25 protein-coding genes are annotated in these 21410 nt (G+C 30.2%); 9 read left to right on the plus strand and 16 right to left on the minus strand.

The annotated features are described in order from the left end of the window. Nucleotides 1-8 precede the first annotated feature (8 nt). Genes LNAT_RS01500 through LNAT_RS01530 form a run of 7 tightly spaced genes read right to left on the minus strand, consistent with a single transcriptional unit; the run spans nt 9 to nt 2435 of the window. Nucleotides 9-188: a hypothetical protein gene (locus LNAT_RS01500; protein WP_096258162.1), complete on the minus strand. Its 180-nt coding sequence runs from the start codon at nt 186-188 to the stop codon at nt 9-11. Nucleotides 189-197: 9 nt separating this feature from the next. Beyond that, the gene (locus tag LNAT_RS01505) at nt 198-962 is read right to left on the minus strand and encodes a phage antirepressor (protein ID WP_096258163.1); all 765 of its coding nucleotides are present in this window, start codon (nt 960-962) and stop codon (nt 198-200) included. Further along, the gene (locus LNAT_RS01510; protein WP_096258164.1) at nt 959-1192 is read right to left on the minus strand and encodes a hypothetical protein; all 234 of its coding nucleotides are present in this window, start codon (nt 1190-1192) and stop codon (nt 959-961) included. The genes LNAT_RS01505 and LNAT_RS01510 overlap by 4 nt, the downstream gene beginning before the upstream one ends. Before the next feature lie 9 nt (nt 1193-1201). Next, the gene (locus LNAT_RS01515; protein ID WP_096258165.1) at nt 1202-1414 is read right to left on the minus strand and encodes a hypothetical protein; all 213 of its coding nucleotides are present in this window, start codon (nt 1412-1414) and stop codon (nt 1202-1204) included. After that, the gene (locus LNAT_RS01520; RefSeq protein ID WP_096258166.1) at nt 1411-1794 is read right to left on the minus strand and encodes a hypothetical protein; all 384 of its coding nucleotides are present in this window, start codon (nt 1792-1794) and stop codon (nt 1411-1413) included. The genes LNAT_RS01515 and LNAT_RS01520 overlap by 4 nt, the downstream gene beginning before the upstream one ends. A gap of 44 nt (nt 1795-1838) precedes the next feature. Further along, on the minus strand, nt 1839-2168 hold the full coding sequence (locus LNAT_RS01525) for a hypothetical protein (RefSeq protein WP_096258167.1): 330 nt from the start codon (nt 2166-2168) through the stop codon (nt 1839-1841). Continuing rightward, nucleotides 2169-2435, minus strand: coding sequence for a helix-turn-helix domain-containing protein (locus tag LNAT_RS01530; protein WP_172413479.1), 267 nt, complete (start codon nt 2433-2435; stop codon nt 2169-2171). It abuts the gene before it with no gap. A 131-nt stretch (nt 2436-2566) separates the two neighbouring features. Here LNAT_RS01530 and LNAT_RS01535 point away from each other — a divergent pair, with 131 nt between their 5' ends. Genes LNAT_RS01535 through LNAT_RS01545 form a run of 3 tightly spaced genes read left to right on the plus strand, consistent with a single transcriptional unit; the run spans nt 2567 to nt 4479 of the window. Next, the gene (locus LNAT_RS01535; RefSeq protein ID WP_096258168.1) at nt 2567-3541 is read left to right on the plus strand and encodes a helix-turn-helix domain-containing protein; all 975 of its coding nucleotides are present in this window, start codon (nt 2567-2569) and stop codon (nt 3539-3541) included. Between the two features lie 48 nt (nt 3542-3589). Continuing rightward, entirely contained in the window at nt 3590-4078 is a 489-nt protein-coding gene (locus LNAT_RS01540) for an ImmA/IrrE family metallo-endopeptidase (protein WP_096258169.1), read from the plus strand. Then, nucleotides 4075-4479, plus strand: coding sequence for a hypothetical protein (locus LNAT_RS01545; RefSeq protein ID WP_096258170.1), 405 nt, complete (start codon nt 4075-4077; stop codon nt 4477-4479). Before LNAT_RS01540 ends, LNAT_RS01545 begins: the two co-directional genes overlap by 4 nt. Here the strand turns inward: LNAT_RS01545 and LNAT_RS01550 are convergent. Together LNAT_RS01550 and LNAT_RS01555 are read right to left on the minus strand one after the other, a co-directional pair. Then, on the minus strand, nt 4460-4771 hold the full coding sequence (locus tag LNAT_RS01550; protein ID WP_096258171.1) for an STAS-like domain-containing protein: 312 nt from the start codon (nt 4769-4771) through the stop codon (nt 4460-4462). The genes LNAT_RS01545 and LNAT_RS01550 overlap by 20 nt on opposite strands. A 279-nt stretch (nt 4772-5050) precedes the next feature. Next, nucleotides 5051-6139 (minus strand): tyrosine-type recombinase/integrase, encoded by a 1089-nt coding sequence (locus LNAT_RS01555; protein WP_096258172.1) that lies wholly within the window; start codon nt 6137-6139, stop codon nt 5051-5053. Nucleotides 6140-7141: 1002 nt separating this feature from the next. Here LNAT_RS01555 and LNAT_RS01560 point away from each other — a divergent pair. Further along, nucleotides 7142-7426 carry a hypothetical protein gene (locus LNAT_RS01560; RefSeq protein WP_096258173.1) on the plus strand — a complete coding sequence of 95 codons (285 nt, stop codon included), beginning with the start codon at nt 7142-7144 and terminating at the stop codon, nt 7424-7426. An 18-nt stretch (nt 7427-7444) separates the two neighbouring features. After that, entirely contained in the window at nt 7445-8905 is a 1461-nt protein-coding gene (locus LNAT_RS01565) for a DNA polymerase III subunit gamma/tau (RefSeq protein WP_096258174.1), read from the plus strand. Here LNAT_RS01565 and LNAT_RS01570 read toward each other — a convergent pair. The 7 genes from LNAT_RS01570 to LNAT_RS01600 form a co-directional block, all read right to left on the minus strand. Further along, nucleotides 8892-9830, minus strand: coding sequence for a ribonuclease Z (locus tag LNAT_RS01570; protein WP_096258175.1), 939 nt, complete (start codon nt 9828-9830; stop codon nt 8892-8894). The genes LNAT_RS01565 and LNAT_RS01570 overlap by 14 nt on opposite strands. A 176-nt stretch (nt 9831-10006) precedes the next feature. After that, on the minus strand, nt 10007-10417 hold the full coding sequence (locus LNAT_RS01575; RefSeq protein WP_096258176.1) for a very short patch repair endonuclease: 411 nt from the start codon (nt 10415-10417) through the stop codon (nt 10007-10009). Between the two features lie 11 nt (nt 10418-10428). Then, nucleotides 10429-11679 (minus strand): DNA cytosine methyltransferase, encoded by a 1251-nt coding sequence (locus LNAT_RS01580; protein WP_096258177.1) that lies wholly within the window; start codon nt 11677-11679, stop codon nt 10429-10431. Beyond that, complete coding sequence (locus LNAT_RS01585; RefSeq protein WP_096258178.1) at nt 11673-13715, minus strand: AIPR family protein; 2043 nt, start codon at nt 13713-13715, stop codon at nt 11673-11675. The genes LNAT_RS01580 and LNAT_RS01585 overlap by 7 nt, the downstream gene beginning before the upstream one ends. Next, nucleotides 13712-14635, minus strand: a complete 924-nt coding sequence (locus LNAT_RS01590; RefSeq protein ID WP_096258179.1) for a PD-(D/E)XK motif protein — start codon at nt 14633-14635, stop codon at nt 13712-13714. Before LNAT_RS01590 ends, LNAT_RS01585 begins: the two co-directional genes overlap by 4 nt. Then, nucleotides 14628-17369 (minus strand): Z1 domain-containing protein, encoded by a 2742-nt coding sequence (locus tag LNAT_RS01595; RefSeq protein ID WP_096258180.1) that lies wholly within the window; start codon nt 17367-17369, stop codon nt 14628-14630. The genes LNAT_RS01590 and LNAT_RS01595 overlap by 8 nt, the downstream gene beginning before the upstream one ends. A 1-nt stretch (nt 17370) precedes the next feature. Continuing rightward, on the minus strand, nt 17371-18825 hold the full coding sequence (locus LNAT_RS01600) for an ATP-binding protein (protein ID WP_096258181.1): 1455 nt from the start codon (nt 18823-18825) through the stop codon (nt 17371-17373). 241 nt (nt 18826-19066) lie between these two features. Here LNAT_RS01600 and LNAT_RS01605 point away from each other — a divergent pair, with 241 nt between their 5' ends. From LNAT_RS01605 to LNAT_RS01620, 4 genes are all read left to right on the plus strand, one after another. Then, nucleotides 19067-19858 carry a DUF932 domain-containing protein gene (locus LNAT_RS01605; RefSeq protein WP_096258182.1) on the plus strand — a complete coding sequence of 264 codons (792 nt, stop codon included), beginning with the start codon at nt 19067-19069 and terminating at the stop codon, nt 19856-19858. A 111-nt stretch (nt 19859-19969) separates the two neighbouring features. Next, entirely contained in the window at nt 19970-20521 is a 552-nt protein-coding gene (locus LNAT_RS01610) for a siphovirus Gp157 family protein (RefSeq protein ID WP_096258183.1), read from the plus strand. 10 nt (nt 20522-20531) lie between these two features. Beyond that, nucleotides 20532-20786 (plus strand): hypothetical protein, encoded by a 255-nt coding sequence (locus LNAT_RS01615; protein ID WP_096258184.1) that lies wholly within the window; start codon nt 20532-20534, stop codon nt 20784-20786. Nucleotides 20787-20790: 4 nt separating this feature from the next. Next, nucleotides 20791-21399 (plus strand): hypothetical protein, encoded by a 609-nt coding sequence (locus LNAT_RS01620; RefSeq protein WP_096258185.1) that lies wholly within the window; start codon nt 20791-20793, stop codon nt 21397-21399. Nucleotides 21400-21410 lie beyond the last annotated feature (11 nt).

A 21410-nucleotide genomic window follows, 5' to 3' on the forward strand; every position in this document is an offset into this window, starting at 1 on the left:
ATATTTAATTAATTGCTGAGGTGTAGGGCATTTTTACTGCAGTTAATACCCAAATACCTGCAGGCAAGTTTTAAAGCCTCAGAGGGGCTTTTAGCTCTGATTACTATGGCTCTTTTACCTGCTTCTATTTGATAGACATTTTCGTTTATTTCTATTACTTTTAAGTCATTAGCAGTAAGTTTTTTCATAGCTATCCTTTATCCTGCCTGTGTTGAGTTTGTAAGCTGGTTATTGTTTGCTGGTAAGGCTAAATTTTTGGTAGAATTATCTTTAGAGAACAGTTCCAATAAAAATTCTCTGCCTTTTTGCGTCCAGTGTCTATCATATATTACCGCTCCATTAGGCAGTATTTTTTGTTTAAGGCTGGTATAGCCTAAGTCTGCATATTTCGCACTTAATACCCAGCTTTTATTAACTTTATATTGAATGCCTTTTTCCTGTAGCTTTTTATTTAATTCAATTGCACTTTTAAAGCCAAGCTCTTTTGCTATTTCTGTAGCTGTGTAGGTTTTTCCTGTATGGGTTAATATATTTACTTTTTGCTCTAATGCTTTTCTTTTTTCCTGCTCCTGTGCGTATGCTTCTAAAATCTTAATAGCGTTTCTCGGGTCTGCTAACATTTGCTGCAGAGTTTCTGCTGTTGCATACATACCAGTTTTTCTTATAGCTGGTAATACTTCCTCAGTAACCCAGTCTTGAAACTTAATTGCTTCTTTTTTTCTGCTTTGAAGAATTAGTCTATAAAGATTTGGCTCATTAATAAAAGTTATTTTTTGAATACCGCCATTTGTAAGGGTGTCAGTAGTAATGACGCCCTTTTCTTTAAGCCTTGTTTTAGCTTGCCTTGGATTTTTTATATCTAAAGCCCTGCATACATCAACTAAAGCAAACCATATTTCGCCTCTTTCATCTTTTGTTACTCTAACTGCTCCAAATTCCCCGTTAAAAGTTTGCAAGTTCATTTTATTACCTCCTCTTTAGTTTTATTTGCTTTTTCAAAATCAATTTTCACATTGTTGTGAATAAGATTATCCACAGCTTCTTTAAAATAGTTCCTGCTGCTGAATATCCATAAATGCTTAAGCTCTAATAAACTGACACCCAGCTTTGCCCTTATTTCTGTATCTGAATAAATTGGAGCTTGTAAGAATTTAGCTCCTAAATAGCGATTAATTTCATTCTTGAGGCTCATTTTTAAGCCTTATAACGGTAATACCAGCTGAATTTTTCCGCTTGAGATTAATATCATTGCTTCTGATACATCTTTTTTTGATGCGTCTTTTTGCAAAGTAACCCAACCTTTAGAGGTAAGCTCTTTAATAGACACCTCAGCAAGACTTAAATTATTCTCTTTTAGATATTCCTGCAGTCTTTTGTTCTGCATTGCTCTTTTTCTAATAGTGTTTAAGCTCATTTTTGTCCTCCTTTTAATAATGCGTTGCTTGATGTAGCCATATATCTTTGAATGGTGTCTAATTTGTCAGCTGTAAGGTCTAAAAGTGCAAATACCTTTCTTAAATCCTCCTGAGCTTCCTCGTCTTCCTCTAAGTGTCCGTTTAGGAATTTATTGGATAAAAAACTGTCTATTGCTTCAATTAAAGCTCTTGCATTATCTAACTCCTCATCTGCTTCACTCATAAAATGAATTACATCGCTTACTGAATAGCCTTTATATACACCTCCATTAAAGAAGTTTGCCTTTTTATATTCAAGGCTTACCAGCTGCTCCTCACCTCTACCTGTTACTGCTATTGCTTCACCTGCTTTTAGTGGAATAAGTTTTGCTAAATTCATTTAATTACTCCTTATGTTATAATTTCATTGCTAAGTTCATTTGATTACTCGGAGGCTTTTTTAGCCTCTATCTTTGCTTTAATCTCATCTTTTAACTGTAATAACCTGTTTTTCACCTCATCGCCTTGTGCTAATATGTAACCCTGATTATTGCCTACACCGATATAAACATTCTCAACCGCATTAAATCCGGTAACCTTTCTAATTTCGTTGATAATATTCCCAACCCTGCTTAAAGAGCAGTTATTTTTAATCTGACTGATAACTTCACCTTTTAAGAGTTTATCTATACAGTTTAAAACTCTCTCATTGCTTAATAAATCCCATCTAACGGGTGTTTTATAACCTTTTGGGGCAATATATGCTTTTTTCATTTATAGCCCTGCTGCTGTCTCTATTTTATGCTCTTCTAACCATCTCTCTATATCTGTCCTTTTGTATCTCACATATTTGCCTATCTTGCTGTAAGGTATGCGTCTTTCCATTCTCATACGATTTTGTGCATTTATGCTGATGCCGTATTCTTTTTCCAGTTCGTCAGGTGTTAGCCATTCTTTTTTAACCATATCCCTTAATGCTGCAGCCATAAGACTTTGTAACTCTGCTTCACTTAATTGGCTGAGTAGCTCTGTTTTGTTCATTTCGTCCCCTTTCGTTGTTGGAATGTTTTTTGCTATCATTAGAAAAAACAATAATATGATGTATCATATACATCATTTGATGTAATTATAACATCAATTAATGTAAAAAATCAATTAAAAAGGTTCTATAAATGAAAAAAAATGAATTTTTAAAAAATATTAGAAAAAAATATAATATGAGCCAAAAAAAGTTTGCTGAATATTTAGATATAAGCAAATCGTTAATAGAAAAAGTTGAAATGGGTAAAATACCAGCTACTTCAGAAAATAAATATGTAAAAGCTGTATGTGCTTTAGAAGGCTTAGATAATGAAATTTTTAAATATGATGAAATAACTAAAGATATATTAGAAGAGTATGAATTAATAGAATTTTCAAAAAAATTTAGAAAATTTCTATATTTTTATTATGGAGATTTTTGGAATGAAAAAATTAATAAAGATATATATGAAAAATTAAAAAATACAATAAAAGAATTATTTACTATAAAAAATAAAGAAACAGACCAAATTCCTAATTGTAGTTATGAAACTGAATCTTTTATTGAAGAAATATTGCAATTAATAAAAAAAAGAAAGAAATTTGAAGTTATAGATAAAAAATTAATAGGGGTTTTAATAGATGATTGTGAGTACTATTTTCCTATTATAGGTAAAATTCTTTTGTTAATAATGTTGAAAAAATCTTATAGCATTTATTTTGTTATTTCCGACTTTTTAATAAAAGAAGAATTACAAAGTTTTTTTAATTGTAATAATTGTATAAATTTTGCTGTTTTTACACAAAATAAAGAATTAAATATTAATAGTTTAGATTTTACGAGTTTAAGAAAAGAAATTCAAGAATTAGAGAAAAAAGGAATTGCATTTACGATCGAAAATATAAAAAAGTTTAAACAAATTGTATCTTTGAAAACAATTAAACCTTTAACAATGGAGATGAATAAAGTAAGTATAAAACAAATAGTGAATAATGTAATAAATGATTTATCTATTGACCCAAAAGACCAAAAAATCCTTGAATTACTCCACTATGCCCCGCCTGCATTTAAGGATAAGATTATAGAGAAGTTAGAGAAATTCAGAGATGAGGTGGAAGGGTTTTAACATATGATATATGTTATAATTTTAATACAAAATTAAAAGAAGGAAAAAATGGAAACATTTTATGTTGACCCAAAAGAAATAGCAAAAAACTATGGAATTGATGTTGAGCCTATTAAACCTAAAGTTAATATGAATGGTGGAATATTAGCAGATATTGAATTTATTCCTGATGATTTATGTGGCTATATTGAAAAGGATAAAAATAATAAAATTACTATTTATTATAACCCAGACCATCACGAAAATAGACAGAGATTTACCATAGCTCACGAATTAGCTCATTTCTTATTGGGTCATTTAGATGAAAGTCAAAAAGAATATAGGGATTATAAAGACAACTTTAAAACTGATACTTATAATCCAAAAGAGGTAGCGGCTAATAGATTGGCTGCTAAAATACTAATGCCTGAGGATAAACTTCATTTTCTAATTTATAAAAAAGGTATTACTTCAATTAAAGAATTAGCAAGAATTATGAAAGTTTCCGAAGTTGCTATGAAATATAGACTTCAAAATTTAGGGTGGATAAGTAAATGAGTGAAGATTTAGCTGGAGGAAATATTACTCTCACTGAAGACGAAAAATTTACCTTAGAACTTGAAAACGAAAAAGATAAAAAACATTATAGAAAACTAATTTTTTATATTTTAGGCGGTATGGTAATATTAATGTTTTTAGTTTCTTTTACGGCTACATATTGGTATATTTATAATCTCCACGATTTAATTATTCATAATGCTAAACAAACTACTTATACAGGTATTGTAATATTGCTTTCACTCACTCTAATGATACCTACAGTGTTATCTCTTGCAATCTTAAGATTTTTATTTGGTAATAATGACCAAAAAGATGAAAAGAATGTTCCATCTATTATTTTTAATATTGGAAAAGAATTAAAAGAAACATTAATAGCAATTATGGATAAAAAAAATTAATATTTCTTTTTTTAGAATAAGCAATAATAAGGTTTATAGTTTTTTTGATTTCAGGAGAGACATTTTCTATTAATAATTTATCTTTAATGTAATTAGTTCCAAATGCCCTTACAAAAATACCAAATATTTCATCTAAAAAAGCTTGAGTAGCTAATTCAATGTCTTCAAAATCTAAAATAACTTTTTCTTTTTTATCTAAGATGGGTTTAATTTTTTCTCTTATTAATCTGCCTTTATGTCTGCTTCCTAATTCATTGCAGCCTAAAAAGTCTTTTAATACTATTCTCTCCATTTTTTATCCTTAAATAAAATATGCTATTATTGATTTTAATTACTTGCTAAGGTATAATTCAATTATATCGTTTACCCTTTATAAGGGTTTTCTCACTCGTTTACCCCTGCTGGGGTTTCAGTATTAATCTTTTTGCCTGCTGAGGTATTACCTCATCTCCTAATAATTAAAATATGCTTTTAAAACGCTTTTTAACAATCCTCACAGCTCGATAAAACATTTTCAAGTATATTTATACCCTGAAAAGAAAAGCAGGGCTTATATCGGTTTCTTTTGCATTTAGTCGGATATTATGTTAACTAACTCTTTATTTGCTGCAGCGGTTGATGAATGATAATTAATACTCACATACTTGTTTATCGTTGTAGCATTCTTATGACCCAATACACCGCTCACTATTGATGTCGGAATGCCTTTTTCTATTAAGGCAGAGGCTAATATATGGCGGCAGTAATGCAGACTAAATTCAGGCATATTCAAGTGCTTTTTAAGCCTGTCAACCTGTCTGTCTGGTTTTTTTAGATGTTCTTCAGGGTTTGTAAAGCTGAAGAATACCCAGCCTTTCCTTTTTACTCCAAGCTCAAGCAGGGCATCTTTTATAAGCGGGGGCAGGTCATAGCGTTGGTTCTCATTCGGTTTTGCGTCAGCTATCCAGTAATAGCTGTTTCCCAAGTCAATATTTTCCCATCTGAGTTTCAATATTTCGCTTTTTCTTCTTCCACTAAGTGCAAATAGAAAAAAAGCTCTGTAATAAGGGTCGTCTGCGTATAGTCCCATAATAGCGTTAAATATTCTTTTTAGTTTCTCCTGTGCGTTTGTAACTATCTTTTTGGTATCTTTCTGCTTAATGTGAATTTCTGCAGCAGGGTTATCTTTTAGCAGTCTGTTTTTTATTGCAAAATCAAACATAGGGCGTAAGATTACCAAGACTTTGTTTTGGGTATTAGCAGATAAGCCCCTGTCTTTCATTTTTGATATAATTCTTCCGATGTGTAGAGGCTTGATGTCTTTTAATCTTTTAGAGCCAATCTCGTTTTTTACATATCGGTTATAAATTTCCTTTCTTTTTTTATCCCAAGCTGGTGAAGTCTGATTATTTTCCATAAATAGTTCAAATAAATCGTTAACCTTCATTTTTTCATTTTGTAAGTATCCTGCTTCTACATCGTTTTTTAGTTCTGATAGTATCTGCATTAATTCTTTTTTGTATTCCCTAAGCGTCCAGTTAGGGCGTTCCTGCAGCGTGATTACTTTTCTTATCTTTTTACCTTCCTGCTTAAACTGAATCAAAAACTTTAATTTGTCTTTTTTGTGTCTTTTTATATTTGGTAGTCCAATGTCTTCAAAATCGCTTGCTTTTATAGCCATAATATCTCCTTTAATAGGGCGGGGGAGTTTTAGTCTCCGTTTAGTCTCTCCCACGCTTGGTTAAAAATGGGTGTCCCCTTGGGTGTCCCCTTTAAAAGGGTGTAAAACGACATTAAAAGTATATCATCTCAAAAATTGAAAATCAAAAAGTCCGAAATTTAGGGCTATCTGAAAACGAATGAAAATCAATAAAAATATAGAGTGAGTGAGTTCAAGTCTCTCCCTCACTACCATCAAAATCCCCATAAAATCGGTGTTATGATAACCTGAAAAATCCCAAGGTTACTACTTCTTAAGCGTTTTCTCAATTAATCAAAATAAAATTTTGGATATATATACGTAACCTATATAAATATTTTGTTTTGTCTGATTTTTGTTTTGTTCCTTTTGGTTTTTATCTAGTTAGATAGAAATTTGTTGAGGTGCTTTTAGTTGCAGCTGATTTTACTTTTCCATTTAGCTAAATATTTTTTAAAAGTAGGGTTTTCTAAAAGCAATTCTTCATTTAATGCACTTAAACTATTATTTTTCTCTTTTTAAGTTCCTCTAAAGCAGCAATTATACTCATTTTGACTAATGTGATTTACACTTTACTTTCTTTCCCTATGTGTTTTTTTAATTAAATGAAGTAATTATATTATTTTAATTATTGTATTGTAAAAGCAGGGCATAAGCAGATGATTCAAATAGGTTATACCTCATCCTTAAATTTAGTTTTTGTTTTTCTAGGGTCGAGTGTTTGATGTATCTTTACAGCACTTGGAATTTTCAACCTGCCCCTATACTTGTAAGCAGGATTATTTAAAAAAGTTGTGAGTGAGTTTTAATTTTAATAAGAATTAATCATATATAAATAGCTACTAAATCACTGACTAAATGAAATTACCTTGTATCATTTTATTTAGTATAGGAAATAGAGATATTTATTTTTTATAATAACTTAATTTCAAATTTGACATTTATTAAATTAAGTTATATAATTTTTTAAAAAAGCGAGGTATTGTGTTTAATCTTAAAAAAATGCCTTTTACTAATAAATTAAAGAATAAAGAATTAAATTATTCTTTAAAACTGTTAGATAGATATGAATATCCTCCAGAAATTGAGAAGCTTGTTCATGAATTTATAAATACCACATCACATTCCGAACTTCAAAAATTTGTTGATTCTCAAAATATTTTCTCATTTTCCACTAATATTGACTTAACTGAAAATTTTGATGTTTTAAAAGAAAAAATGGCTTATGAATTAAATGAACAACTATTAAAACTTGCCTTTTTGATATAATTTTAAAAAAGGCAGTTTGTGGTTTTAGCTTTAAAATTTAGACCTAAAAGATTTGAGGAAGTTATTGGGCAGGATGCTATTATTAAAACTCTTACAAATTCTCTTGACAATAACAGATTAGCACATGCTTATCTTTTTTCAGGTCTGAGGGGCAGCGGAAAAACATCAACTGCCAGGATTTTTGCAAAAGCGCTCCAATGTGATCACGGTCCTACTTCAAATCCTTGTGAAGCTTGTGAAAACTGTATAATGGCTAATGAAAATAGACATATTGACATTATTGAGATGGATGCTGCAAGCAATAGGAAAATTGAAGACATTAGAGAATTAATAGAGCATACAAAATATAAGCCTACATACGGTAGATATAAAATTTTTATAATTGATGAAGTACATATGTTAACAAATGAAGCATTTAACGCTTTGCTTAAGACTCTTGAAGAACCGCCTGAATATGTAAAATTTATAATGGCTACAACAGACCCTCTTAAACTTCCGGCTACAATTTTAAGCAGGGTTCAGCATTTCAGGTTTAATAAAATTAATGAAAAACTTATAGAAAATTATTTGATAAAAATTTTAACTATTGAAAATGTGGAATTTGAAAATGAAGCTTTAAGACTTTTAATTAAATCTGCAAAAGGTTCAATTAGGGATTCGTTGACTCTACTTGATCAGGCAATAGCATATTCAAGGGGCCATATAGATACCGAAAGCGTAGTTGAAATGCTTGGTATTATAAATCCTGAGATTATTTCAAAAATATTTGAAGCTGTTTTAAAAGAGGATAAAAAAGAGGTTAAAAATTTAGTAAATCAGATTAAAGATTATGATATTGAAGCTATTTTAGATGAAGTTATCTTGTATGTAAAAGATGCTGTTTTTAATTCATCCCTGCCGCTTGTAACAGCTGGCAGGTTTTTGAATATTATTTCAGATGCAAGGGAACTTATAAAATACAATACCGATAATGAGTTTGTTTTGCTTTTAATGTTTTTCAGGATGATTGAAGCCATAAAACCTCATAAGATAGATGATTTGATAGCGCAGATTGAGCAAAAAATTGATGTAAAAGCATATAAGCCAAAAGTTGAGGTTAAAGAAGATTTATTTAAAAAACTTATTAAAAAAATAAAAGAAAGAGATATTGATTTAGGTGTCTGTTTTGAAACAAGTGTGAAATTTATCTCTTTTGAAAACGGGGTAATAACTTGGGAGAGTTGTCCGGACGAAAACTGTAACAATATGTTTAAAAGATTTTATTCACCTGTAATTAGACCTTTAATAAATGAAATTTTTGGTATAGGTACTAAAGTAGATGTAATCAGGTGTCAAAAAAAAAATGAATTAAAAAATGAAGTAAAACCTCTGCAAAAAAAAGAGGTTAAAAATATTTTTTCCAAATCAGATGATGTTATAAATAAAGTAAGGGAAATTTTTGGAAGTGATGTTAAAATTACTAAAATTAATCATCAATAAGTTTTACGCTTCCCCCTTTTAATTCAAATTCATCAAAATCATTTGCCACAAATGCATTGCCGTTATAATATTGTTTTATTTCATTTAAAATCGGTTCGTTTGTAGTAAATCTCGGTGATACATGGGTTGCAATTAAATTTTTTATATTATATTTTTGAGAGATTACTGCTAAATTTTTGGCGGTAGTGTGCATATATTTTGTTTCCATATTGTCAAAAATATCCTGAATATAAGTGCTTTCGTGAATCAGTAAATCCAAATTTTCAAGATAAGGGCATAAAATTTCAGGCTCGGCATTATCTCCTGAAATTATTACTTTTTGCCCTAAAATAGGCTCAAGTAAATAATCTTTTGCCTTGTATTTTTTACCGTTAAATTCTACATCTTTTCCTTTTTTAATATCGCCGTATAATGCACACGGATTTAGTCCATCTTTTATTAGCTTTTCCTGATTGATTTTATTTGATTTGTCATTTTCTTTTATGTAATATGCAAAACATTCAACTGAATGCATAAGAGGTAAAACAGTTACTCTAAATTTATCAAAAATTATTTCACTCCCTGCATAAATTTCGTTAATTATTAGTTTATAACCTAAATGTTCAAATCTAATATCTACAACTGATGAAATTAAATCTTTGAGCCCTTTTGGTCCGTAAATTGTAAGGGGTTTTGTTATTTTATCAAGCATTCTTGAAGTTATAAGTCCGAAAAGGCCGTAAACATGATCTCCGTGTAAGTGGGTTATAAAAATTGTATCAAGTTTTGCACTGCTTAGGCGTGATTTTAGTATCTGATGCTGAGTAGCTTCCCCACAGTCAAACAAATACCATTTATTGTCATTTTCAAATTCCATAGCAAGAGCTGAGACATTTCTTTGTTTTGTAGGTCTTCCTGCACTTGTACCAAAAAATATAAATTTCATTTTGTTCCTTTGCGGCGGAGAGTTCCTTCGTAATATGTCTTGTAAATCCCTATAATATAATGTTTTTATTAAATTTTAATTTTATTTTACCGCTAAAATTACCGCAATAATTATATTTGTTAATGGTTTTATTTTTTTTAACTATACCGTATTTTTATTTTAATATTAAATATATTTTATTGATTTTTCTTTTTCTTTAATTTTTTAATTGTATCAATTATTTTATTTACACATTCTTCAGTGTTTTTTCTTATATCTTTTTCCCAAAATCTTAATACCGTCCATCCATTAGATTTTAAAAATAAGTTTACTTCTTTGTCTCTTTTAATATTGTTTTGAAGTTTTTCAATCCAAAATTTTCGATTAGTTTTAGGTATTTTACCTGCCAAAAAGTCTTTTCCGTGCCAAAATTCACTGTCACAAAATATTGCTAATTTATATTTTTTAATACATATATCAGGTTTTCCAAAAATATCTTTACAGTTTTTTCTATATCTTATACCCTTTTCCCATAGAGCTTTACGTAAAATCAACTCTATTGAAGTGTCTTTCGATTTAATTCTTCTCATATTTTCCGAACGTGTCATTTTTGATTGTTTTATAGCATTTCCTTTATTTTTTTTGCTATAGTTTTAGCCATTAAAGGAGGTACCGCATTTCCAATTTGTCTAAATATAGCGGTTCTGGGCCCTTCAAAAAAGAAATCATCAGGAAAAGACTGTATTCTTGCAGCTTCTCTTATAGAGATTGAACGGTTTTGATTTATATCGGGGTGTATATAATAGTGTCCATCCATGGCAATATGTGCAACTATGGTATGAGAGTATTCTTTATCCGGTTTTACAACATTAAATCGATTTACAAAAACTTTTGTGTTTTTATGTTTTATCAGATGTTTATGAGTTTCAGCAAGTTCATTGTATTTTAACAGTTTTCTTTTTTCAAACCATTCCTTTACGGCAATTTTATATATTTCTTTATCATTGTCATTTGTGGGTCTGGTTTCATGCTGCGTTAAAATATTAAATCCTTTTTGTCTTATTCCGCTCCATATTAAATAATCATTCGGTTCTTTTGTATACATGTTTTTACCTTCTATTTTAGAATTGTCTTTTATAAAAGGTAAATCTTCCAATAATAATCCCACCTTAGCGTTTCCGGGAAATTTATTATAAAAATCTGGATAAATGTATTCTTTGTAGATATTTTTATTCCATCCTATTATAATAACCCTTTTTCTGTTTTGTAATACACCAAAATCTGTTGCGGTTAATATTTTCATTTCCATATGATAACCCGAATTTTCTATACCCTGAATCAATTCTTTTAAATATTCTCCGTTACCAGCTGAGAGTAAACCCGGTACATTTTCAAACACAAACATCTTAGGCTGAAACTCTTTAAGAAACTCTATATAATATCTGAAAAGATAATTCCTTTCATCTTTTTTAACTTTTTCCCCCATTCTGGCCCTTCCTATTACAGAATAGGCCTGACATGGCGGACCCCCTATTATCACATCTATTTTTTTCTTATTAATTTCTTTTAAATTGTTATGGACTTGTTTTTTTAATTTTTCAATGCTGGAATTGTCTATAAATTCATTGATAACCAGATTACGGTTTAATTCTGCTTTATCCCACAATGTTTCCCTGTCTATTTTTTTGAGTAAATAATCTTCATATATTTTTTCAGTTCCTTTTGCTTTCAAATTCCAATAAGACTGTCGGGTTTTTAAGGTGTTACAAGCATGTTTGTCAGCTTCAATATGGGCTGCAAATACGGCACCCGCTTCAAAAAATCCTTCTGAAAGTCCGCCTGCACCTGAAAACAGATCCAATACTACCATACTTGTATCCCTTCATCTTCCAATTTTTTTAAAATTGCCACTAACATTTTCTGTTGTTTTTTACTTGGTATTTTACCATTAGGAATAAGGTTTAGTAAAATTTTTTCCTCTTTGCATAATAAATTGTTTTTTACACCTTCTTCTATCAGTTGTTTCCATTTATCTGTGTCAAATTTAAACAATTTTTTAAGCAGTTCGATTTCATTGTCAATTGATTGTATTTTTTTAGCCTCTTTTTCTTCATATTTGAACTCTTCCTTTGATATCAGCCATTTATCGACAAATTCTTCCGAAAACATTAATTTATCGTTATCTGTTTTTTCTTTTAATTTTGTCCAACATAATTCTTTTTTAGCCCATTCCGAAATATTTTTAAAATTTTCAGGTGTATCAAAAAGATGATTGTTTACATATTTCGAAATTTTAATAATTTCTTTTGCAAATAAGGTGTCAATATCCTGATTTTGCCATATTTTATTGTAATCAATACTTTTATCAAGTTTTTTAGCCAAATAAGTTAATAAACTTAAAGTATATGCAACAATATTTGCCTTATAACCGGCATACCATTTTTGTTTATATACAAGTTTGTCCGTTTCTTTAAACAATATGGCTTTTGCTATTGCATGTTTGTAATACAAATCATTAAATACTTTGTCATTTGTGTTCCATTGTTTTACAACAAGTTCCCCGAATTTTAAAAAATTTTTCTGTGCCCCCTGACTGACAATGTGCGGATAACCCTCCGTACTCATTATATATTTTGCCAGATCCGTTTTCGTAAACATTTGTTTTTTAGGGTATATAAGTTTAAATTCTCTTTTTTGTGAATCTGTCAATTTTGACTGTTCCTCAAGATATTGTCCTCTGGCCCTTTCATAAAACCATTTTGTTGCCTTTAAACTATCCTTTTTTTTAGGGGCCCATATTTTTCTTGATTTTTCCTCAATTCTTATATGAAAAATATCGTTTGAAAAAAAATCAGCATCATTGACTTTATTTTGAGTATTGGCATATCTTGAAATGTTTGGTATTATAAATTGGGATTCATCGCCTTTTATAATGGTAAGTTTCATTTGTACAAATACTTTTTCCAGGGAAATCCTATCTTTTTTTCGGGTATTATATAATGAAGCGGTTGTCTGTCCCCCGTTTACTATCTGAAAATTTTTCAAATAAACAATTTTACCGTTTTTAACCTCAATATCTTCCGCAGTTGCTGTAATACCGTTATTATAGGCAAAAAACATTTCCGGTTCGGTTTTTATGGTTTTTCTTATTCCTTTGTTTATTTTACCTCTGAACTGAAGAAAGCTTCTTACATTTGATTCCAACAGTCTTGCACCGTATTTTTCATATAAATCTGCAAGTATGTCTCCGGGAACAACTGATAAGTAAGATTTATACGAAGATGAACCGCTGTAGGCTTCCAAGGCAAGAAGACCTTCACCAAATTCTTCATTAAAGTTTATCTCAAAATCCTCTTTGTGCTTTTTAGATGTTTCAATTTGATAAAATCTTTCAATATCCCATATGTCAACACTTATATTATATTTATCCAATTTTATTTTAGGTATTTCTTTAAGCATTTTACTTATTTGTTTATTTGTCAGAAGTATAATTTCTATGTTTTTAAATTTTTCTTTATATGTATGTATGAAATAAGAGATATCGTATGCTTCAGAAGTTTCCTCCAATTCTTTAAATAAAGGTTTTTCCGTGTTTTTTATAAGAAATTTTACCACCCTGGCCAATATTGAATCCAAATCGGTTTTTGTAAGGGTAACTATATCGGCATCATTTGTGTATTCAGTTACAAACAAATATAGAATTTCCCTGTCATCCACATATTCGTAACCGTCAACCCTCATACCTATCTTTTTAAAAGGGGTGTATTTGTAATCCGTGACCACCCCTTCATTTTCAAGAAACTCGAGAGCCTTTTCAAAAAAAACGCTTTCCTTGAAATTTTCATCAACATTTGATTTAACGTTTATTGATTCCATAAAATCATTATAATATTCATTAAGCGTCAAAACATATCCTTTTCTTCAATTTTAAATTCTTCAATTTTATCTATTTTAATTGAATATTTTAAATTAATTACGGCATCTGATTTTTTTTCAATTTTCGGGAAACCTTCCCCAACTTTAAAAGCCTCTTCTTTTATATGGCTGAAATAAACTTCATTATATTCTTTTAATGAAACAAATCCGTAGTCTACCAACAGTCTTTCAAAATAAAAAATGAGGTATTCATCTGAAAGCAGCTTTTTTATTTCCCCTATTATGTCATAAATATTAAAACCTTTGTTTCTGTCGCATTCTGAAAGTGTATATACATAAAGATACAGTTTTGGAAGTTCTGTAAACATCTGTTCATAAGAAGATATGTTAATTATGTTTTTTGAAGTTTTTGTTTTAATCTCTATTGCCGTGTCGTTAACGATAAAATCGTGAACACTTTCTTCAGTGGGGGATTTCCAGAAATCCAACACTTCTCTTCTGTCAAAATGTCCGAGCAGTTTTTTTATAAACAGCAATTCACCCACAAGGCCTTTTAAAAAATTTTTATCCAGATACCTGTTGAGGGAACTGAGAAGTTTCTGCCATTTTTTTATTCTCAAAAGAAGGGAATTTATTGCTTTCTGTTCAGAATTTATACCTTTTGTACTGCGTATCAAATCTTTGCACAGATTTTCAAATATTTCAGTATGTTCCTCATTTTTAAGTATTATCTGTATACCTTCTTTAAACGGAATTAAATCAATGTATTTAAAATTAAAGTCTGAATTGTTAAAATGTTTTTGCAGTTTTCCCTCCACAAGAAGTATTTTTTCCCCGTAATGGTTTTTTGCCCATGAATATTTTAATGCGTTTCCCTTATCAGCTAAAATGGCACTCAGTCTACCTTCCGGGGGAATAAGAAGAATATCCCATTTGCTGTAATTATTCATAATTTTCCTTTTCTTTCTCTAATAATTCTTTTAAAAACACTTTATTTACTTTATATTTGACAATACGGTTTTCAGGACAGATAATACTATCTGTTTCAGGAAAGCTTACAGCGTATGCGATAACATTTTTTTCTATTCTTTCTCCTTTTTTTACTGCGCCTTTGTATAAATTGAGAATATAAAAGATTAACAAAGGTTTGCTTCTGTATTTTCTTATAAATTTTCCGGGAGGTGTATTTCTTATTGATTTGCTAATCCTGTCATCTTCAATATTGTTTTTTTTCAATTCTTTAATCTGCTCGGTTTTATAATCTGCTTTTATTTTTTCCATATCCAATCCTATGGCTTCATCATAAGGATCACCCAGTCTGTATTTTTTCCCGCTTAAGAGATAAAATCCGTCATCTTCCAAAACACTTCTTTTTGTAACTCCCAATTCAATATCTTTAATATGTATCTTATTGTTTGAATTTATTGACTTTAACGCAATGTCCCATTCGGAAAGTTCATAATCGCTTCCCTTTAAAATATAATTAATTAAACTGTTTTTAAAACTTTCAGGTTCCATAAACCTTTTTATGGTCATATTATCCTCAAATCCGTTTAAAATATCTGTAACAATATTATAAGGTATGTTTTCAAATAAATAATTATTTTTATTTTTTGTATAAGAAAAATTACCGGATAGATTTTCTATGAATTCATTGAAAATATTAAAATTAATCTCCATTTTTCTTTTATCTGTTGAAATAAGCCTTGTTTCAATAAGCTGTCCTGAATAACATACATCTTGGTAATCAACAAATTCACCGGTATTTTGCATTTTATTTCTTGCGGTAATTAAAAGACTGTCAGGGTGTGTTCTTATTTTGAGTCCGTAATCTTTAGGGGGTCTTTTGGAAAGTTGGAGCTCTTTTAAATCATATTTCAACTCTTCGACAACTTCCGCAATGTGCTGGTACCAAAGTTCCGTTTCTTCCGGCATATAGATTCTGCACAGATCTTCATATTTGTTTCTGTATCCGAACCATCTTCCCATCTGGAGAAGTGTGTCATACATTTTTGTCGTTCTTATAAAATAACTTATGGTAAGCCCTTCCAATGTAAATCCCCTTGAAAGTGAATATCCGCCTATCGCTATTGCAAACAGCCCTTTCGGATATTCATTATAATTTAAACCCTCTTTGTTGTCACTGTTAACCGTAAACACTTTAAATTTATCAATATTTTCTGCAATTTTTCCGATATAATTGTCAAACATTTCAGGGGAAATCTGAAATTCGTTTTTGTAAGTGTTTGAAACATATTCGTTTATATATAATTCTTTCAGCTCCTTTAGAATTTGTTTATCCCTTGCGAAAACACCGTCTAAAATTTTACTCAATTCTTCGTTAACTAAATGCTTTAGTCTGTCATGTAGGTCTTTTTTAAATGTAACATTTATCAGCATTGTTGTATATTTCGGTTTTTTGTCCCTTTCGGTTTTAATAACGGAGGCCAGTACAAAAAGCCTTATGGCTTCCTTTAGTGAATCCGGTAGACAGTTCAGTTCAAAATTTTTTGGGGGTTTGGCGGGTATACATATTTCATTGTCCGTAATGTGTCTGATTATGTCGTATTTTTTTCCCTGAAATTTTTTATCTAAAAATATGGTTTTTGCCCCTATGTAATTTTCAGGTGCATTTAAGGTAATGATAAAATCATCCGGAAACAGATCAGTCCCTTTTTGTTCATGTGTTGCTTCATGGTCAATAAAAATATTTGCAAAAGGTGTGGCGGTATAACCTATATAAACACGTCGGTTAAACATATTCAATATTTCCCTTATAAGGCCGTTGATAGTTGTGGGATTTTCCTCGGTTTTTGTGTTTATTGACGCATTGTCGGCCTCGTCGTCTATCAACAATAGGGGATAATCCGCATCCGAGCGTTTCAGTTTTGCCGTTTTCAGCCATTGTATGAGATTTTTTAAAGTATTGCTGTTTTTTTTGATTACAAGAATAACTGGTTCTTTAAAATCATTGGGTGAAAAACCGAAATGAGCAACAAGATTTTTTTTGAAGTCTTCATTTACGGTTGTAATTGTATAAGGCCTCCTTCTCGGGTCTATTTTTCCCACACCTACTGTTTGTTTTTTTAAACTGTCAAATCCCACAAACCCTTCGTTTATTCTTTGCTGGGTCTGACTGCGCAGATTGTTGTGAACACCCGCAATGAGAATAATAAATTTGTATCCGACATCCGCGGCGCGGTTTATAAGGGAAATGTAATTTGCCGTTTTCCCTGACTGTACATAACCCATGACGAGGCCTTTTGTTAACCATTTTCCAAGTTTTTCGGGATTTGGAAGATAATTTAAAATTTTTTTGTTTATTTCGGAGATGTTTTTTACTATTATGGGAGGAAATCTCTTTTCTTCTAACAGATATCTTTCATATCTGTCTGAATAATAGAAATAATCTTTTACACCTTTTATTTTTTGCTGTTTCTCCCATTCGGAAAGCCATTCACGGTATTCGTTTTTGCTTATTTCAGAATCTATTGTTATATAATATTGGTTTTCATAAAGAATATCTTCCATTAATTCTTTTTTTTCTTTTTCGGTTAATTTATACTCACATACAATTTCAAACATAGAAATTTTTTTTAATAATTCTTCTTTCGAAGGTATTCCATTGTCTTTTAAAAAAGTTTTTAAGAGATTTTTAATCTGTTTAATTTTATCATTACACATTTCATATCCCTTTTAAAAATTCTTCCCATGATTTTGTATATTTGTTAAACGGTTCGGTTTCCGAAAGCGTTTTATAATCATTTTTTCCTATTATTCCGGCTTTTAAAAGTTCTATAACTTTTTTTTCTAAAAAAGCATCATCCATTTCTCCGTTTTTTATGTTTTTTGGTGTGTCTGTCATATCATTATAAATAATTTCTTTTGGGATGTTTTCTTCTATAAGGGATAATATGTCAATAAATTCGTTTATTTGTTCATTGTTTAACGTTTTAATAAATTTTTGCAAAAGTATATGCTCCCTGTTTATACGGTAAAATATTTCACCGTTTTTCGCCTCTCTGAACCACACGGGCTGTGCAAGGGAAAAACTTTTGTGACCTCTCGCCGTATAAACTTTTTTTGAAGCACCTGAAATTTTTTCAATTATCTTTTTAAGTCTTTCTCTTACCGACGGCGGAGGGGAAGAAGTTGATTTTTTAATATCTATGTTCCATAAATGATCTAAACTATTGGGTAAATCTATCTGAATCCTTGCAAGCTTGTAAAAATCTTTTTGAGGAATTATTCTGAACCAAGTACCGGAGATGAGCAATCTTTTGTTTCTATAAACATAAAATCCCTGATTTCTGCTATATCCCCCGGCTCCGGCATAATATTCGTAATCTTCTTTTGAGAGTTTACTGTAATGGGGAATAATAAAAGGTTTGATTATAATTTTTTCCCCGTTCAGAATAATTTCTTCCGTAGGAAGTTCCTGTGTTGCCATATATTTTCTCATAAAAGGGTCGAAAGACTTTAACTTATTTGACTGCAGAGTTATTTTAAGAGGGGGTTTGGTCTCCCGTCCGTCAAGAAAACGGTGATAAACAAGTTCAAGATGTTTTCCCAGATTTTTAATTTGTTCATTAAAATAATAATTGAATTTGTAATTTGAGTTTTCCGTAATTCTGTCTATTTTATCCCAGATAACCAATGTTCCGGAATAATGATTTTTTAATTTTTCTATTCCGAACGTATTATCTATTTCCGTTTTGTCAAGTATTTTTATTTCCCATCTGTTTGTTGCTAAAACATAGTCAAGATCCCATTCCGCTGCGAAAATATTATTTCCCTGTTTACTTATAACGGTCAGTTTTTTACATTGTGAAAATGAAGCTGTTTTTAATCCAAGTCCGAATCTGCCCAGATCTTTTTCATTTCTAAAATCCAGAGGATTAAAACTGCCAGGTTTCATGGCGTTAATCAATTCTTTCTCATTCATCCCCTTACCGTCATCTAATATTCCAAATTTAATATTTTGATTGTCATTTTGAAAAAAAATATCAATATTTTCAGCATTTGCTGTAATGGAATTGTCAATAATATCGGAAACTGCCGTTTCAAAAGAATATCCTATATTTCTTAAAGATTGGATAAGTGATGAAGCGTCGGGAAGTATTTCTTTAAAATGCCCCACTTTTCCCCTTTCTCCTTTTCAAGTAATGTTAGATTAATTATAGCATAATAATTATTAAAAAATTTTCAAAATTCCCACGAAAAATCCCCATTTTTAGTGTTATATATAAATGAACAAAAAAAAAACACAAAGGAGCTACTATGTTTAGAAAAATTTACAGGTTTGTAAAGGTTACCAAAGATGTGATTGACACTGCTTCAGCTGTTGTTGAACACATTATCACCACTACAAAGGATAAAAAATGAAAATGCCACTAAGCAATGAAATATTAAAAGAAAAAGCGGGAAGCATATTTGCCACATCCCCTTCATTTGAAGTAAGCGACAAGTATGCTTTTATACCCACCATTGAAGTAGTTGATATGTTTAGGGCTAACAGCTGGTATCCAGTTGAAGCAAAGGAATCTTTTGTGAGATTATCTAAAAACAAAGGCTATCAAAAGCACCTAATCAGATTCAGGCATATCAGTGATTTTCTCTCAAATGATGAAGAAGCTGTTGAAATTGTATTAACCAACTCACATAACAGAACTTCATCTTTTATCATTCAGGCTGGAGTATTCAGGTTTATTTGTGCCAACGGATTGGTTGTAGCTAACAATTTGTTTGAAAAAATAAGCATAAGGCATATTGGATTTAAAGAGATTGAAGTTAAAAGGGCAATTGAAAGAATAGTTGCATCTATTGAGAAAATCAATGAAAGGATTAGTTTATATAAACAGATTGAACTTTCAAACGATGAACAATTATCACTTGCGAGAGCTTCTAAAATAATCAGATTTAAGCCTTATCAACAAATTGAACTTGATTATCTATTAAGACCACATAGAAAGGAGGATGAGAATAATGATTTATGGAGGGTATTCAACAGAATTCAGGAAAATGTTATCAGAGGGGGAGTTAAAGGTAAAAACATATTTACGGGTAGAAACTTTACCTCAAAACCTGTTAAATCAATTGACAGCTTAATTTCAATCAATGAAAAGTTATTTGACTTAACGGATAAATTTGCTTCTATTAAGTTGTCTGCTTAATACAATTTTACGCAATCTAAAACTGCACCACTACGCAAAATAAATTACACTACTAAATATTTATTTTTAACAAGAAAAAACTCAATATTAGAAAAATTAAAGGAGCATATTATGAAACTAATAACTAAACCAACTCAATTATTATATTCTCTACATACAGACAATGAACAAACTAAAATGTTATTTAAAGAGGAAATAAAAAGCTTGTTAGAAGATAGCAATAAAAAAGAATTTGAAAAAGCAGATTTAATTGCAGAGATGTTTTTGGATTTAGATGAAAAGATAGATTATTTGAAGTATCAGATTAAATTCCTAAACACTCTTAAAAAACAGCTTGAAACATCTAAACAACAAGCAAAAGAGATAATTGCCAAAGTATTTGAGGAATACGGCATAGACAGACTTAACGGGGTAATGGTATCATCACTTACCGTTACCCCTCAAAAGAGAGATATAAAAGAGCATATCATAATAAAAGACGAAGAATCTTTAATCAAACTTGGTTATGCCAAAGTTGATGAGAAAAAACTTCAAAAAGCTTTATATACTGACAAATACAATGAAATTGAACCTTACATTGATATTGAAGTTGAAAATGTATCTAAACCTGCTGCAGTAAAAATAAACAAAAGAAAAATTCAAATCCCTGAAATTGCTTCTTAAAGGTAATAAGGTGATTATAGAAAAAAGAGGGCTTATTTCCATAGGAAAAAATTACTGTAGCTTAATTTCTTTTTTAGACAAAGAAAGAATTCTTTATTATGAGAGTGAATCTTTCAATGAAATTGTTGTTGATTTGGATGAGTTTATAAATGACACAGATAAAAATTTACTTCTTTCAAATTTATATCTTGAAGGATTTATCTCTTATATGGATAAAGAAACAGCTTTAAAACATTCACTAAACAAATTGGTATTCTGGAGGTGATATTATGAGTAATAATCTAATAAAAGCAATGGAGGAATTAAAAAATATTGAAAAAGTAAATATCAAAGGAAAAGAGTATGCAACAGTTGCAAGCAGGGTTGGAATATTTAGAAAATTCTTTCCTGCTTATTCCATAATAACTGAAATAATTAATGATGATGAACAGAGAGTGGTTATCAAAGCTTCCATACTTGATGAAAACAATAGACTTATTTCTACAGGTTATGCAGAGGAAATAAGAGGTCAGGGACTTATCAATACCACTTCAGCAATAGAAAATGCAGAAACAAGTGCAATAGGCAGAGCTTTGGCGGCATTCGGACTTATCGGAGGCGAGTATGCTTCATCATTTGAAGTTGAAAATGCTATTGCCAAACAAAACAATATTCAAAGTTCAAACACTTCAAAACCCGCTTCTACTGATATAAAAGCTATTATACAACAAGAAAACGATAAACTAAAAGAAGCTAATTTAAGTGTATTGCTTCAGGATAATATACTTATTGTTCAGGGTAAATCGTTTGGTCATCAGAATTTAATTAAGAAACTCGGTTATAAATGGAATCCATCTAAAAAAGTATGGTATAAGCCGTTTCTTAAACAAGCCTCTTAAGGAGGCTTTTA

Origin of the sequence: Lebetimonas natsushimae, assembly GCF_002335445.1 — a bacterium.
Lineage (GTDB): Bacteria > Campylobacterota > Campylobacteria > Campylobacterales > Nautiliaceae > Lebetimonas > Lebetimonas natsushimae.

Excerpts from the sequence above, each read along its gene's own strand:
- LNAT_RS01500 (WP_096258162.1), bottom strand. The coding sequence starts at position 188 with ATGAAAAAACTTACTGCTAATGACTTAAAAGTAATAGAAATAAACGAA.
- LNAT_RS01505 (WP_096258163.1), bottom strand. The coding sequence starts at position 962 with ATGAACTTGCAAACTTTTAACGGGGAATTTGGAGCAGTTAGAGTAACA.
- LNAT_RS01510 (WP_096258164.1), bottom strand. The coding sequence starts at position 1,192 with ATGAGCCTCAAGAATGAAATTAATCGCTATTTAGGAGCTAAATTCTTA.
- LNAT_RS01515 (WP_096258165.1), bottom strand. The coding sequence starts at position 1,414 with ATGAGCTTAAACACTATTAGAAAAAGAGCAATGCAGAACAAAAGACTG.
- LNAT_RS01520 (WP_096258166.1), bottom strand. The coding sequence starts at position 1,794 with ATGAATTTAGCAAAACTTATTCCACTAAAAGCAGGTGAAGCAATAGCA.
- LNAT_RS01525 (WP_096258167.1), bottom strand. The coding sequence starts at position 2,168 with ATGAAAAAAGCATATATTGCCCCAAAAGGTTATAAAACACCCGTTAGA.
- LNAT_RS01530 (WP_172413479.1), bottom strand. The coding sequence starts at position 2,435 with ATGAACAAAACAGAGCTACTCAGCCAATTAAGTGAAGCAGAGTTACAA.
- LNAT_RS01535 (WP_096258168.1), top strand. The coding sequence starts at position 2,567 with ATGAAAAAAAATGAATTTTTAAAAAATATTAGAAAAAAATATAATATG.
- LNAT_RS01540 (WP_096258169.1), top strand. The coding sequence starts at position 3,590 with ATGGAAACATTTTATGTTGACCCAAAAGAAATAGCAAAAAACTATGGA.
- LNAT_RS01545 (WP_096258170.1), top strand. The coding sequence starts at position 4,075 with ATGAGTGAAGATTTAGCTGGAGGAAATATTACTCTCACTGAAGACGAA.
- LNAT_RS01550 (WP_096258171.1), bottom strand. The coding sequence starts at position 4,771 with ATGGAGAGAATAGTATTAAAAGACTTTTTAGGCTGCAATGAATTAGGA.
- LNAT_RS01555 (WP_096258172.1), bottom strand. The coding sequence starts at position 6,139 with ATGGCTATAAAAGCAAGCGATTTTGAAGACATTGGACTACCAAATATA.
- LNAT_RS01570 (WP_096258175.1), bottom strand. The coding sequence starts at position 9,830 with ATGAAATTTATATTTTTTGGTACAAGTGCAGGAAGACCTACAAAACAA.
- LNAT_RS01575 (WP_096258176.1), bottom strand. The coding sequence starts at position 10,417 with ATGACACGTTCGGAAAATATGAGAAGAATTAAATCGAAAGACACTTCA.
- LNAT_RS01580 (WP_096258177.1), bottom strand. The coding sequence starts at position 11,679 with ATGGTAGTATTGGATCTGTTTTCAGGTGCAGGCGGACTTTCAGAAGGA.
- LNAT_RS01590 (WP_096258179.1), bottom strand. The coding sequence starts at position 14,635 with ATGAATAATTACAGCAAATGGGATATTCTTCTTATTCCCCCGGAAGGT.
- LNAT_RS01595 (WP_096258180.1), bottom strand. The coding sequence starts at position 17,369 with ATGTGTAATGATAAAATTAAACAGATTAAAAATCTCTTAAAAACTTTT.
- LNAT_RS01605 (WP_096258182.1), top strand. The coding sequence starts at position 19,067 with ATGAAAATGCCACTAAGCAATGAAATATTAAAAGAAAAAGCGGGAAGC.
- LNAT_RS01610 (WP_096258183.1), top strand. The coding sequence starts at position 19,970 with ATGAAACTAATAACTAAACCAACTCAATTATTATATTCTCTACATACA.
- LNAT_RS01620 (WP_096258185.1), top strand. The coding sequence starts at position 20,791 with ATGAGTAATAATCTAATAAAAGCAATGGAGGAATTAAAAAATATTGAA.